Below are 14,015 nucleotides of genomic sequence, written 5' to 3' on the forward strand. Positions count from 1 at the left end.
GGCGAGCCGGCCGGGGGAGGTGGGTAGGCGGGACCTTTCCGGGGCAGGCGAGCGGGCCGGGGTGCGGGGTCAGCGGCCGAGGTCGGCGAGGATGCGCTGGGCCGCGTTGTGGCCGGCCGCGCCGATCACGCTGCCGGCGGGGTGGCAGCCGGCGCTGCCCGCGTACACGCCGTCGATGCCGGTGGCGTACGGCATCCGGTCGGTGAACGAGACGGTGTTGTCGACGTGGTGGATGTGTCCGCCGGTGATGCCGAAGTGCGCCTCGATGCCGGGCGGGGGCAGCGGCACCGCGTCGGCGATCAGGTCACCGGTGCCCGGGGCGTACCGTTCGCAGATCTCCACCAGGCGGGTGACGTAGCCGGGCAGCGCGGTGTCCCAGTCGGTGCCGGCCAGCGTGTAGGGCACCGACTGGACGAACAGCGCCGACGAGTGGTGCCCGGCCGGGTCGGACAGCGACGGGTCGACGGTGGTGTGCAGGTACCACTCGATGGTCGGCTCGTCGGGCAGCCGCCCGGCCTGGACGTCGGCCCACATCGCCCGCAGCGCCGCCATCGGCGACTCGCCGCCGGCCCCGACCAGCGACGCCGACCCGGGCAGCAGGTGGATGGTGGACCCGAACGGGCTGGGCGCGTCCGCCGGCAGGCAGGAGAAGCGGGGCAGCCCGGTCAGCGCCAGGTTCAGCTTGAGCGTGGTGCCGGGCCGGCGGACCGCCGTCATCCGCGCGCCCAGCTCCGCCGGCAGCGCGCCGTCGGGCACCAGCTCCATCAGCCGGTACGGGTCACACGCGCCGAGCACCACCTCGGCGGCGACCTCCCGACCGTCGGCGAGCCGGACCCCCGACGCCGCGCCCCCGGCCAGGGTGACGGCCTCGACCCGGGCACCGGTCAGGATGGTCGCCCCGGCGGCGCGGGCGGCCTCGGCGAAGGTGCGGGAGACGGTGCCCATGCCGCCCTCGGCGATCATCCAGGTGCCGTCGGAGCCGGGCAGTCGGCACATGTTGTGCACCAGGAAGTTGTGGCCGGTGCCGGGGTCGTCGGGGCCGGCGTTGAGGCCGGACAGCCCGTCGGTGACCGCGTACATGCTGACCAGCAGTTCGGAGCGGAAGTCGAAGCGGGCCAGGTAGTCGGCGACCGAGCCACGCACCAGGTCGACGAAGACCTGTCGCAGCCCGGGACGGACGTACCGCTCGGCGGTCTGCTCCACCGGCAGCGGTTCGGCGAGCCAGGCCGGGGCGAGGTCCGCGCGGAGCTGCGCCAGTTCGGCCTGGAGAGCGTCGTCGGCGGCCACGTCGGCGGGGGAGAAGAACTCGGTGAGCTGCCGCCGGGTGGCGGCGGTGTCGCTGCCGAACAGCAGGTAGGGCGCTCCCGGTCCGCCCGGGGTGGGCAGGAAGTAGTGCGGGTCGCGGCGCAGCACGGGGATCCGCACGTCGAGCGCGGCGAGCAGCTCCGGTGGCATCAACCCGAGCAGGTACGACCCGGTGGAGTGGCGCAGCGCGGGCACCTTCGGGAACGGGTTCTCGGTGCGGGTGGCCCCGCCGATCACCTCCGCCGCCTCCAGCACCAGCACGTCCAGCCCGGCGCGGGCCAGCAGGACGGCGGAGACCAGCCCGTTGTGCCCCGCTCCGATGATCACGACGTCGGCGCGGGACGGCAGCGCACTCGCATCACTCATGCCTGCGCAGCCTAGTGCGGCGGGCGGCGTCCGTCTGCCGGCTCGACCCGGGTGATCCGGCTCGACTGGCCGGCCCGTGGCCGTTCGGCTGGCCCATGGCCGTCCGGCTCGACGCTGGCGGTCCGGCTTGCCCGGGTGGTCAGGGTCGGTCGGCTCGACGCTGGCGGTCCGGCTCGACTGGTTGGTCCGGGTCAGCCGGTTAGCCCGGGTCGCACGGTTAGTGCGGTTCAGCCGATTGGTCCAGGTCAGCTGATTGGTCTGGTTTAGCCGGTTAGTCCGGCTCGCCTGGCTGGTGGGAGTCGGCCGGCTCGACTGGTTGGTTCGGTTCGGTCGGCTGGTCCGTGGTTGTCCGGGTGCCGGCACCATCAGGCGCGGAACGCGGTATGCCTGTGCGGCATATTTATGCCCCACAGGCATACCGGTCGCTACGGGAAGTGTGCTCCCCAGCTCCGGTAGCCGGGGAAGGCCGGGCCGGCCCGTTGAACGTGAACGGTTGTTGCGATAGTTGACGGTGATCGCTGTGGGGTCGACGCCGACCCCCGTCGGTGGGCGGCCCGGGTGCGGGCGGCGAGCCGACGGGCGGCGGCTTGACGGCTCGGCGGCTCGGCGGGTCGGTGGCGCGGCGGGTTGGCGGCGCGGAGGCGTGGCGGGTCGGTGGCGCGACGGGTCGGTGGCGCGACGGGTCGGTGGCGTGGCGGGTCGGTGGCGCGACGGGTCGGTGGGTCGGTGGGTCCACGGGTCGATGGTTCGGTGGGTGGACGAGGGGAGAGGTGGATGTTCGCCTGGTGGGGGCAGGTGGTGGTGCGCGCCCGGTGGGCGGTGCTGGCCGCCGCCGGGGTGCTGGTGGTCGTCGGGGCCACCTGGGGCAGCGGGGTGTTCGGGGAGCTGACCGGGGGAGGGTTCGACGACCCTTCCAGCGAGTCCAGCCGGACCGTGCAGCGGGTCACCGCCGAACTCGGCCGGCAGGGCGCGGACGTGATCGTGCTCTGGTCCAGCGACACCGCGTCCGTCGACGATCCGGAGTTCCGCGACCCGGTCACCGTCACCGTGGCCGGGCTGCGCCAGCGGGCCGAGGTGGCCGAGGTGACCACCTGGTACGACGCCCCCGCTCCCGCGCTGGTCGCCGAGGACCGGCGGGCCACCTACGCGGTGGTCAAGCTGACCGGTGGCGACGAGGACGCCCGGTCGGCGCAGTTCGAGGCGCTGCGCCCGGCATTGGACGTGCCAGGGCTGCGGACCGACGTCGGGGGGCTGGTGGCGTTCCAGGCGGCGGCCACCACCCAGAGCACCGAGGACATCACCCGGGCCGAGCTGCTGTCCATGCCGGTGCTGTTGGTGCTGCTCGTGCTGATCTTCGGTGGGCTGGTCGCCGCCGGCACGCCGTTGCTCGTCGGCGGGCTGGCCATCCTCGGCGCGTTCGTGGCGGTGCGCCTGGTCAACCTGGTCACCGACGTGTCGATCTTCGCGATCAACGTGATCACCCTGATCGGGCTCGGGATGGCGGTGGACTACGCGCTGTTCATCGTCAGCCGGTTCCGGGAGGAGCTGGCCGCCGGCCGGAGCACCGCCGAGGCGATCCGCCGCACCATGCTCACCGCCGGCCGGACGGTCTTCGTCTCCGGGCTGACCGTCGCGCTGGCCATGGCCAGTTTGTTGATCTTCCCGCAGCCGTTCCTGCGGTCGATGGGCTTCGGTGGGATGGCCGCCGTGCTGATCGCCATGCTGGCCGCGCTCACCGTGCTGCCGGCCCTGCTGGTGGTACTCGGCCATCGGGTGGACGCGGTGCGCGTACCGCTGCCGTGGCGGCGTGGGACGACGGGTGCGCGGCCGGCGGCGGGTGACGCGGGCGGCGCCTGGGCCCGGATCGCGCGCAGCGTGATGCGCCGGCCGGTGCTCTACCTGGTGGGGGTCGCGGCGCTGCTCGCCGTGCTGGCCACCCCGTTCGCGCGGATCACCTTCGGCGGGGTCGACGAGCGGGTGCTGCCGGTGGACGCCGCGCCCCGGGTGGTCTCCGAGCGGATCGCCGCCGACTTCCCCGGCGGCACGATCGCCCCGGTCGAGGTGCTGGTCTCCGGCGCACCGGCCGACGCGGTGCGCCCGTTCGCCGACCGGGTCGCGGCGCTGCCCGGGGTGACCGGGGTGCAGGTCACGGCGGCGAAGGGGGAGTCCACCCTGCTGTCGGTGAGCTACCCGGGGGAGCCGACCGGCGACGACGCCCGGGACCTGGTCCGGACGCTGCGGGACCTGCCCGGCCCGGCCGGGTCGGAGGTGCTGGTCGGCGGTCGGCCCGCCGCCGACGTGGACCTGCTGGACAGCCTCGGCGACCGGCTGCCGTGGATGGCCCTGCTGATGGCCGGTGCGACCCTGCTGCTGCTCTTCCTGGCCTTCGGCTCGGTGGTGCTGCCGGTCAAGGCGGTGCTGATGAACCTGCTGTCGATCGGCGCGTCGTTCGGCGTGGTGGTCTGGATCTTCCAGGACGGCCACCTGTCCGGCCCGCTCGGCTTCACCTCCACCGGGTTCATCGAGCCGAGCAACCTCATCCTCATGCTCGCGGTGCTGTTCGGGCTGGCCACCGACTACGAGGTGTTCCTGCTCTCCCGGGTCCGCGAGGAGTGGGACCGCACCGGCGACAACACCGCCTCGGTCGCCACCGGCCTGCAACGCACCGGCCGGATCATCACCGCCGCCGCGCTGCTGCTGATCATCGTGGTGGCCGGCTTCACCACCGGCGGGATGGCCTACATCAAGCTGATCGGCGTCGGCATGATCGTGGCGATCGTGGTGGACGCGACCCTGGTCCGGGCGCTGCTCGTGCCGGCCACCATGCGGCTGCTGGGCCGGTGGAACTGGTGGGCGCCGGCACCCCTGGCCCGGCTCTGGACCCGCTACGGCCTGCGCGAGACCGACGACCCGGCGGTATCCGTGGACCCCGCCGTATCCCTGGACCCGGCCGCAAATCCGGACCCGTCCCCGGACGCCGGTCCGGAGGCGGCGGCGCGGCGGACCCGCCACCGGGACAGCGCGAGGGTGGCCGAGTAGCCGGCCAGCACGATCACGTGGAACAGGTAGAGCCAGAGCAGCACCGCGACACCGGCCCCGACCGGGTCGAAGCCGCCGAACGGGACACCGAGGTCCAGCGGGAGCGAACAGAACAGCACGAAGCCGTGCAGGAAGCCGGACAGGTTGGCGGCGGTGAACGACCCGACCGCCAGGGTCGACAGCCAGTCCGGTGAGGCCGGCCCGACCACCCGGAACACCCACATCAGCACCGGGGTGAGCACCAGCCACACCGCCAGGAACGACAGCACGATGCCGAGGGCGGCGACCCAGCCGCCCTGCCGGATCAGCCGGGTGGTGGTGGGCAGCGCGATGAGGATCGACAGCAGCAGGGCGGGGGCGGGGGCGAGCAGCGGCAGCAGCAGCAACCGGCCCCGCCAGCCGACCAGCGACTCGTCCGGGTTGGGCGCGGTGGCCACCGAGACGAAGGCCCGGCGCAGCCCCTCACCGTAGAGCGAGGCCGGCAGCAGGGAGGCCAGCGCCAGCAGCGGGGTCAACTGCACCCCGGCGTTGACCAGCGCGTCCACCGCGTCGGGCGCACCGATCGCGTCCGGCAGCGTCTCCACGGCGTACGCGGTGAGCCGGCGTACCCGGTCCGCGCCGGCCAGCAGCGAGGTGAGCCAGATCGCCAGCAGGGCCACCGGCACCACGGCGATCGCCCCGTAGAAGGTGATGGCGGCGGCGTGCAGGGAGAGGTCCCGACCCCGTACCGGTCGGAACGCGGCACTGGTGATCCGCTTCGTACGCTGCCATGCGTGGCCCATCGCGTTGTTCTTCCCCCTGACGGTGGTGGGCACGCATTACGATCCCGCGACATGACCGTGCTCACCACCGCCCGGTTGGTCCTGCGGAACTGGACCGACTCGCCGGCCGACCTGGCCCGGATCTTCGACATCTACTCCCGCAACGAGGTGGTGCGCTGGCTGGGCGCGGCTCCCGGCCTGCCGTTGACCGATCCCGCGCAGGCGGCCGACCGGCTGGCGCTCTGGCAGGCCCGGCACGCCGACCACGGCGACCGGTACGGCACCTGGGCGGCGCAGGCGCGCGACACCGGCCTGGTGGTCGGCACGATCCTGCTCAAACCGCTGCCCGGCCGGGACGAGCGCGTGCCCACCGACGACATCGAGGTGGGCTGGCACCTGCACCCCGACTCGTGGGGCCACGGCTACGCCACCGAGGCGGCCCGCGCGCTGGTCGACCGGGAACTCGCCACCGGCACCCCGCAGGTGTACGCGGTGGTCGCCCCCGGCAACACGGCGTCGATGGCGGTGGCCCGCCGGCTCGGCATGACCCACCTGGGCCGGCGTACCGACTGGTACGGCGGCGAGGAGTTGGAGACCTTCGTCCGCCGAGCGGAGCCGTAGACCTCGACGGCGGTGGGGCGGGTGTCATCGCGGCAGCCGACCCGCCCCAGAGTGGTTATTACCCCGCAATCCGGACGACATCTTGCGATGTTAATAGACGTCACTCTATTGTCGGTTTCGGAAAGCGCTTTCCAGATGGTCAGAGCGGGTGCCCCGGCGAGTTCTGCCGCCGCCGACGGCGCCAGTTCGCCGTGCGCGGCAGCACGGTAAGCGGAGCAGATCCGACCCGAGCGGGCCGGAGCCCGAGCGCGATCACCCGTGGCCGGACTCACGACCGTCGACCCGTCGGCGGCCTCGACGGCTGACCGGGACGACCACGGTTCCCCGTGCGCTCGCGGTCCGCAGCGGCACCGGGGTCGCAGTGTCACCACGGATCTCAGTACCACCACGGATCGCGGCACCACCACGTTTCGCGGCACCACGTTCGCAGCACCACCACGTTTCGCAGTACCACCACCCGGTTTTGCCGAACGGAGATGAGGCGAGGATGAGACGACCAGTTGCACGACGAGTCCAGGCGGGGCTGGCCACGGCCGCCGTCGGTGCGGCGATCTGCGTGGCCCTGCCGGTGCACCAGGCGTCGGCGGCGGCCGGCAGTGCCAGCGGCTACGCCACCCAGAACGGCGGCACCACCGGCGGCGCGGGCGGCCAGACGGTACGGGCCAGCACCGGCACCGCGATCCACGCGGCCCTGTGCAACCGGGCCAGCAGCAGCACCCCGATCGTCATCGAGGTGCAGGGCACGATCAACCATGGCAACACCACGAAGGTCTCCGGCAACAGCTGCAACACCGCCGCCGACAAGATCGAGCTGAAGGAGATCAGCAACGTCACCATCGTCGGGGTCGGCAGTGGTGCGGTCTTCGACCAGCTGGGCATCCACATCCGCGACTCCCGCAACATCATCATCCAGAACGTGACCGTCCGGAACGTGAAGAAGTCGGGCTCGCCCCTCTCCAACGGCGGTGACGCCATCGGCATGGAGAGCAGCGTGCGCAACGTCTGGGTCGACCACGCCACGCTGGAGGCGTCGGGCGGCGAGTCGGAGGGTTACGACGGGCTGTTCGACATGAAGGACGACGTCCAGTACGTCACGCTGTCCTACAGCATCCTGCGCAACTCCGGCCGGGGCGGGCTGATCGGCTCCAGCGAGAGCGACCGGGGCAACGGCTTCGTCACCTTCCACCACAACCTCTACCAGAACATCGACTCCCGTACGCCGCTGCTGCGGGGCGGGATCGCGCACATCTACAACAACTCGTACGTGCAGCTGAACGAGTCCGGGATCAACTCCCGGGCCGGCGCGCGGGCCAAGGTGGAGAACAACTACTTCAAGAACTCCCGGGACGTGCTGGGCACCTTCTACACCAGCGAGGCCGGTTACTGGCAGGCCAGCGGCAACATCCTGGACAGCGTGACCTGGTCCAGCCCCGGCAGCGAGACCAACCCCGCCGGCCCGGGCATGCCGTCCAACACCAGCGTCAGCATCCCGTACTCCTACCGGCTGGACGGGGCGAGCTGCGTGCCGGACATCGTCCGGCAGACGGCCGGCGCGAACACCGGTCTCAAGGAGTCGAACGGCAGCTGCACGCCGACCACCCCCAACCCGACCACCCCGGGACCGACCACCCCCGCTCCCACCACCCCCGCCCCCACCACGCCCCCGCCGACCACCCCGCCGCCCACCGGCAACCCCGGCGGGACCAACCTCAGCATCGGGGCCGGCTCCGACGGCTCCAGCAAGGCCAGCGGCACGAGCTACGGCGACGTGCGGGACGGCAACATGAGCACCTTCTGGTCCCCGGCCGGGTCGACCGGTGACATCTCGATCAAGTGGGGCTCCGCGACCAGCATCTCCTCGATCAACATCCGGGAGGCGTCCGGCTCGGTCGGCAGCGTCACCTCCTGGCAGGTCCTCAACGGGGACACCGGCGCGGTGCTGGCCTCCGGCAGCCGGGCCGGCGTGATCACCTTCGCCCGGACCTCGCTGAAGAAGATCACCTTCCGGATCAACAGCTCTGCTGCCACCCCGAAGATCGCCGAGTTCGAGACCTACGCCTGACCGTCGTCTCCGGGCCGCGTCCGGGGCCATGATCAACTCAGTGGGGCCGATGTAGGGGTGTCCGGTCGGCGTGGACACCCCCATATCGGCCCCGTTGTGTCGATCAACCCGCGTCGGCGGGTGCGGGTGCGGGCGACGACCCGGACGGCGGGCCGGGTGGTGGGCTGGGCGACAGGCCCGGTGGTGGCCTGGAGGGCGGGCCGGGTGGCGGGTCGAGTGGTGGCCGGCCGTGGCGGGTCCAGGCGAGGAACCGGGTGAAGTAGGCGGCCGGGTCGACCGTGCCGGTGCCGACCCGCAGCGCATCGGTGATCGCATCGTGCATCAGCAGGCAGAGGAGGATGGCCAGCATCGGCCGGTCGTGGGCGTACTCCCGCCGGAGGCCCAGCTTGGCCGGCTGGCACGGCCACGGCGCGGCGCAGGCCCGGCACCGCCAGGCGGGCCGCGCGGCGACGTGCCGGCCCGGCCCGTCCAACCGGCCGCCCGCCGCCCGCCCGCGCCCTGCGTCACCCTCCTGCGAGGCCGGCCGCCCGCGCCGCGTGCCGAGGGTCACCGGCGGCGGCCACCCCTGCCGTGCGTCACCGTCCGCTGAGGTCGCCGGTGCCGGCCGCCCGCGCCGGGTGCCGCCCGTCGGCGGGGTCACCGGCGGCGACCGGTCGCCCGGCAGGCCCGGCCCCGGGTGACCGGGTCCGCAGCGCCCACCCGGTACACGACGGTGGGGCCGTTCCACGGGTGGTGACGGTGCGCCGGCAGCGGAGGCGGTGGCGGTTCCCCCAGTGGTACGGCGGCCAGCCGGTCCGGGCACGGCCAGCGCAACCCGCAGGTGCAGTGCCGCCCCCACCTCGACCAGTCCCGCCGATGCCGTGGCGCTGTCGGTACCGGTCTGTCGCGCTTGCTCATCCACCACTCCCTCCGTATGCCTGTTCACACTCTGCGGTGACGCGACTACTGTCGGAAGGCGGCGCGTGACCTCAGCGTCGGGTGTGCCGACCGGCGTCGGTGCGGTGGCCGACGGTGGGGGCGGATGGCAGACGTGTGGTGGAGGTGTGATGACCGGCGGACCGATGTCGACCCTGGAATTCCTCGGGGCGGAGTTGCGCCGGGCGCGCAAAGATCGCGGGCTGAGCCAGGAGGAGCTGGCCCAACAGATCAGCTACTCGTCGTCGCTGGTGGGCATGGTGGAGATCGGCCACCGTACGCCGTCGCAGGACTTCATCACCCGCGCGGACGCCACCCTGGAGGCCGGCGGCCTCTTCGAGCGGCTGCTGACCCTGGTACGCGCCGACTCCGCGCCCCCGTGGTTTCGGGAGTGGATCAGCGTGGAGCGGGAGGCCACATTGATCCGCTGGTTCGAGCCGTCCCTCATCCCGGGTCTGTTGCAGACCGAGGCGTATGGCCGGGCCGTGCTGCATGGCGGCGGGATGCTGCGCGAGGGGGAGATTGAACAGCGGCTGGCGGCGCGTCTGGAACGGCAGTCCGTGCTGGATCGGGACTATCCACCGGAGTTCGTGGCGGTGATCGACGAGGCGGTCCTGCACCGGGCGGTCGGTGAGCCGGCGGTGATGATCGGACAGTTCGAGCACCTACTCTGCGCTACCGAGCGGCCCTACGTCAGCCTGCACGTCGTGCCGGCCGAGGCCGGTATGCACGCCGGTCTGGCGGGTCCGTTCATCCTGGCCCGCACACCCGAGGGCGGCGAGGTGGCGCACCTGGACACTCCGCTGCGAGCGCAGGTCACCGACCGTCCGGACGACGTTGATAGCCTTCAACGCAGGTGGGAGAATCTGCGAGGCGAGGCACTGCCCAGGCGGGCCTCCCGGGAGCTGATACGGGAGTTGGCGAAGTCATGGAGCTGACCGGCGCGATCTGGCGCAAGTCCACCCGTAGCGACAACGGCGGTGCCACCTGTGTGGAGGTGGCGACGAACCTGTCGCAGGTGGTCGGGGTGCGGGACAGCAAGGACCGGCGTGGCCCCGCGTTGACCTTCGCGCCCGCCGCCTGGTCCAGCTTCGTAGCCTCAACCAGGGCGGGCTCGTTCGCCGATCGCCCGTAGCGGCTCCACTCACCATCGCCCCGCGTCTGCGTTCCTGCGCCACGCGCCAAGGTCGTGCTACTTCCGGGATGTCAACACCGTTGCGTTAGGCGGAACGGCTGTTCGTCAACCAGCACTGCCTCGCCGATCATGGAGTTGCGGTGGGTAACAAAACGCCCGTAAAATCCCCAAAATCGGCACCACAACTCCATGATCGCCAAGCGGGCCCACCCGCTTCCCGATCGGGCATTTCCTGCCCCGGGTTGACCAGCCGCCCACGGCGTTAACGCAACGGTGTTGTCCGGGATGTAGTGGCATCCCTCCTGGTTCGAGACCACTACAACCCGGATCGAGCGCGATCTTGGCGTCGGGCGGCGCGGGCGTGGGGGCCGCGGGGGAGGGGCCATCCTGTATCGGCTCCGATGTGTTGATCACGTGCGTGGTGGTGGTCGACGGGCGGGGAGGTCGTGGGCTGACCGAGGCGCACCGGTGGTGCGACGGGCGGCCTCGGGGGCTGCGGCGATTAGGGTGGGACCAGCAGGATGTTCCGCTGAGGGGGTGAGCCCGGATGGCCCAGGCCGCATTCGCGCCCGAGCCGGCACCACAGTCACCTGACCCGACGTCCCACTGGCCCGAGTCCAGCGGCCAGCCGCAAGGGTCGGCCGGCCGGCCGACGGGGCCGTCGTTCGACGTGCTGCGCTGGCACGACGAGCCGTGGACCGCCCAGCTCGCCCTCGACCTGTTGCCGGAGACCAACGGTCCCAAGGTTGAAGTCCTGAGCGGAAGCGTGATCGTGACCCCACATGCCGGAATCGACCATCAGTCGGTCGAGCGGGAACTGCCCTACCTGTTGCACCGCGCGGCACGCCGAGCCGGCTACTGGGTGTACCCCGAGATCAATCTGATCTCCGGCAAGGACCTCTACATTCCGGACATCGCGGTGCTCCGTTCCTCCGGTGGTGGGCGGGCGGCGATCGACATCCGGCAGGCGGTGCTGCTGGGGGAGATCGTGTCACCCGGCAACCGGCGCAAGGACGTGATCGACCGGCCCCGGGAGTACGCCGCCGCCGGGGTTCCCTTCTTCCTCCGGGTCGACCTGCGCAACCGCGTGCCCACCCTGGCGCTCTACGAACTGGCCGACGGAGAGTACCGACCGACGGCCGCTGCGGCAGCGGGGACGACGTTCGTGATGACACAGCCGTTCGCGTTCTCCGTCGACCCGGCCGAGTTGCTGGACGAGGCGGCACCCCTCGGCGAGGAGGCACCGGCCGAACAGGGGGAACCGGGCGAGGGGGAGCGGACGGCCGGGGAGGTCGACGTCGAGCGGTGAGGCTCCCAGCGGGAGTACAGCGCGGCCGGGGCAGAATGACCGCGTGACAACTCCCCGGGATCTCGTACTGCTCGGCTCCACCGGTTCGATCGGCACCCAGGCGATCGACATCGTCAGGCGCAACCCGGACCGGTTCCGGGTGGTGGCGCTCGGTGCGGGCGGCGGCAACGTCGACCTGCTCGCCACCCAGGCGCTCGAACTGGGGGTGGACGCGGTCGGGGTGGCCAAGGCGTCCGCCGCGCAGGATCTCCAGCTCGCCTTCTATGCCGAGGCGAGCCGGCGCGGCTGGGCCACCGGGGACTTCAAGCTGCCGAAGATCATCGCCGGCCCGGACGCGATGACCGAGCTGGCGCAGTGGCCCTGCGACGTGGTCCTCAACGGGGTGGTCGGGTCGCTCGGGCTCGCGCCGACGCTGGCCGCGCTGCGCTGTGGTCGTACCCTCGCGCTGGCCAACAAGGAGTCGCTGGTGGCCGGCGGCCCGCTGGTGAAGGCCGCGGTGACGCGGCCGGGGCAGATCGTGCCGGTGGACTCGGAGCATTCGGCGCTGGCCCAGTGCCTGCGCGGCGGCACCCGGGGCGAGGTGCGGCGGCTGGTGGTCACGGCCAGCGGCGGGCCGTTCCGGGGGCGGCGGCGCGACGAGCTGACCGCTGTCACCCCGGAGCAGGCGTTGGCCCACCCGACGTGGAACATGGGGCCGGTCGTCACGATCAACTCGGCCACGATGGTCAACAAGGCGCTGGAGGTGATCGAGGCGCACGAGCTGTTCGACGTGCCCTACGCCGACATCGCCGTGATGGTGCACCCACAGTCGGTGATCCACTCGATGGTCGAGTTCGTCGACGGATCCACCCTCGCCCAGGCGAGCCCGCCGGACATGCGGCTGCCCATCGCGCTCGGCATCGGCTGGCCCGACCGGGTGCCCGACGCCGCCGCCGCCGTCGACTGGACCACCGCCCACACCTGGGAGTTCACCCCGCTGGACGACGAGGCGTTCCCGGCGGTGGCGCTGGCCAAGGCGGCCGGTACGGCCGGCCACTGCCGCCCGGCGGTCTACAACGCGGCGAACGAGGAGTGCGTGGCGGCGTTCGTCGCCGGCCGGCTGCCGTTCCTCGGCATCGTCGACACCCTGGAGCGGGTCCTGGAGGACACCCCCGATTTCGACGAACCAGGTACCGTCGTGGACGTGCTCGCCGCCGAATCATGGGCGCGCGCGCACGCGCAGGAGATCATCTCGGGGTCGGGGAAGGAAGCCTGATGCTCTATCTGCTCGGGGTGGTGGTGATCGCCCTGGCGATCCTCATCTCGGTGAGCCTGCACGAGGCGGGTCACATGCTGACCGCCAAGGCGTTCGGCATGAAGGTCACCCGCTACTTCGTCGGCTTCGGACCGACCATCTGGTCGTTCCGCCGGGGTGAGACGGAGTACGGCCTCAAGGCCATCCCGCTCGGCGGCTTCTGCAAGATCGTCGGAATGACGCCGCAGGACGACGACGTCGAGCCGGGTGACGAGAAGCGGGCGATGTGGCGCTACCCGGTCTGGAAGCGGACGATCGTGATGTCCGCCGGCTCGGTCACCCACTTCGCGCTGGCCGTCGTCGCGATCTGGCTGGCCGCCATGTTCATGGGCCTGCCCAACAAGGATCTGCCCAACCCGCTGCCGGCGCACGTCAAGGTCGTCGACTGCGTGATCCCCACCGACGCGGCCCGCGAGTGCGCCCCGGGCGACCCGGTCAGCCCCGCCAAGCAGGCCGGGCTGCGCGACGACGACAAGATCGTCGCCGTGAACGGGGTTCCGGTCGCCGACTACACCGCGCTGGTCAAGACCGTCCGCGACCTGCCCCCGGGCCAGCCGGCGACGATCACCTACGAGCGCGACGGCGTCTCCGGTGAGGTCCGCGCCGACCTCGCCGCCGTGCAGCGCAAGCCGCTGGACGACCCGAACGGCGCCCCGATCACCGTCTCCGCCCTCGGGGTCGCCGGCCCGATGCTCCCGCCCGGCGTGCCGGCGAACGTCACCTACGGCCCGGTCGAGGCGATCCCGGCCACCGCCGGCTACACCAAGGACCTGGCCGTCGGCACCTACGAGGCGATCAAGCGCATCCCGGACAAGGTGCCCGCCCTGTGGACCGCCATCACCGGCGGCGAACGGGACAAGGACACCCCGATCAGCGTGGTCGGCGCGAGCCGGCTCGGCGGCGAGGCGCTGGAGAACGGCGTCTGGCAGCTCCTCGTCCTGCTGTTCATCTCGCTCAACTTCTTCGTCGGCGTGTTCAACCTGCTGCCGCTGCTACCCCTCGACGGTGGTCACATCGCCATCGCCTGGTTCGAGCGGGCGCGCTCCTGGCTCTACGCCCGGATCGGCCGGCGCGACCCGGGCCGGGTCGACTACCTCAAGCTGATGCCCATCACGTACGCGGTGATCCTCATCGGTGGCGCGTTCACGCTGCTCACCGCCACCGCAGACATCGTCAACCCGATCACGCTCTTCACGAGGTGAGTGCCC

Annotated in this window: 10 protein-coding genes and 1 pseudogene; 8 read left to right on the plus strand and 3 right to left on the minus strand. The window is 72.0% G+C overall.

From position 1 onward, the window contains the following. Positions 1-69: 69 nt before the first annotated feature. Positions 70-1,671, minus strand: a complete 1,602-nt coding sequence (locus O7625_RS14905) for an NAD(P)/FAD-dependent oxidoreductase (protein WP_282346590.1) — start codon at positions 1,669-1,671, stop codon at positions 70-72. A gap of 774 nt (positions 1,672-2,445) precedes the next feature. Here O7625_RS14905 and O7625_RS14910 point away from each other — a divergent pair. Beyond that, positions 2,446-4,524: pseudogene (locus O7625_RS14910) on the plus strand (MMPL family transporter); the annotation flags it as partial. 32 nt (positions 4,525-4,556) lie between these two features. Here O7625_RS14910 and O7625_RS14915 read toward each other — a convergent pair. Next, positions 4,557-5,492, minus strand: a complete 936-nt coding sequence (locus O7625_RS14915; protein WP_282346952.1) for a YhjD/YihY/BrkB family envelope integrity protein — start codon at positions 5,490-5,492, stop codon at positions 4,557-4,559. A 51-nt stretch (positions 5,493-5,543) separates the two neighbouring features. Here O7625_RS14915 and O7625_RS14920 point away from each other — a divergent pair, with 51 nt between their 5' ends. After that, positions 5,544-6,092, plus strand: a complete 549-nt coding sequence (locus O7625_RS14920) for a GNAT family N-acetyltransferase (RefSeq protein ID WP_282346591.1) — start codon at positions 5,544-5,546, stop codon at positions 6,090-6,092. 487 nt (positions 6,093-6,579) lie between these two features. Continuing rightward, on the plus strand, positions 6,580-8,154 hold the full coding sequence (locus tag O7625_RS14925; RefSeq protein ID WP_282346593.1) for a pectate lyase: 1,575 nt from the start codon (positions 6,580-6,582) through the stop codon (positions 8,152-8,154). 103 nt (positions 8,155-8,257) lie between these two features. Here the strand turns inward: O7625_RS14925 and O7625_RS14930 are convergent, their stop codons facing one another. Beyond that, positions 8,258-8,704 carry a hypothetical protein gene (locus O7625_RS14930; protein WP_282346595.1) on the minus strand — a complete coding sequence of 149 codons (447 nt, stop codon included), beginning with the start codon at positions 8,702-8,704 and terminating at the stop codon, positions 8,258-8,260. 496 nt (positions 8,705-9,200) lie between these two features. On the opposite strand from O7625_RS14930, the gene O7625_RS14935 reads away from it, so the two are divergent. From O7625_RS14935 to O7625_RS14955, 5 genes are all read left to right on the plus strand, one after another. Beyond that, positions 9,201-10,007 carry a helix-turn-helix transcriptional regulator gene (locus tag O7625_RS14935; RefSeq protein ID WP_157746965.1) on the plus strand — a complete coding sequence of 269 codons (807 nt, stop codon included), beginning with the start codon at positions 9,201-9,203 and terminating at the stop codon, positions 10,005-10,007. Next, on the plus strand, positions 9,998-10,204 hold the full coding sequence (locus O7625_RS14940) for a DUF397 domain-containing protein (protein WP_067304895.1): 207 nt from the start codon (positions 9,998-10,000) through the stop codon (positions 10,202-10,204). The genes O7625_RS14935 and O7625_RS14940 overlap by 10 nt, the downstream gene beginning before the upstream one ends. 547 nt (positions 10,205-10,751) lie before the next feature. Further along, positions 10,752-11,513, plus strand: a complete 762-nt coding sequence (locus O7625_RS14945; protein WP_282346597.1) for a Uma2 family endonuclease — start codon at positions 10,752-10,754, stop codon at positions 11,511-11,513. A gap of 43 nt (positions 11,514-11,556) precedes the next feature. After that, positions 11,557-12,768 carry a 1-deoxy-D-xylulose-5-phosphate reductoisomerase gene (dxr, locus tag O7625_RS14950; RefSeq protein ID WP_067304900.1) on the plus strand — a complete coding sequence of 404 codons (1,212 nt, stop codon included), beginning with the start codon at positions 11,557-11,559 and terminating at the stop codon, positions 12,766-12,768. After that, entirely contained in the window at positions 12,768-14,009 is a 1,242-nt protein-coding gene (locus tag O7625_RS14955) for a site-2 protease family protein (protein ID WP_282346599.1), read from the plus strand. The genes dxr and O7625_RS14955 overlap by 1 nt, the downstream gene beginning before the upstream one ends. Positions 14,010-14,015: the final 6 nt, after the last annotated feature.

The sequence above is a fragment of the Micromonospora sp. WMMD714 genome, assembly GCF_029581315.1.
Taxonomy (GTDB): Bacteria; Actinomycetota; Actinomycetes; order Mycobacteriales; family Micromonosporaceae; genus Micromonospora; species Micromonospora rifamycinica.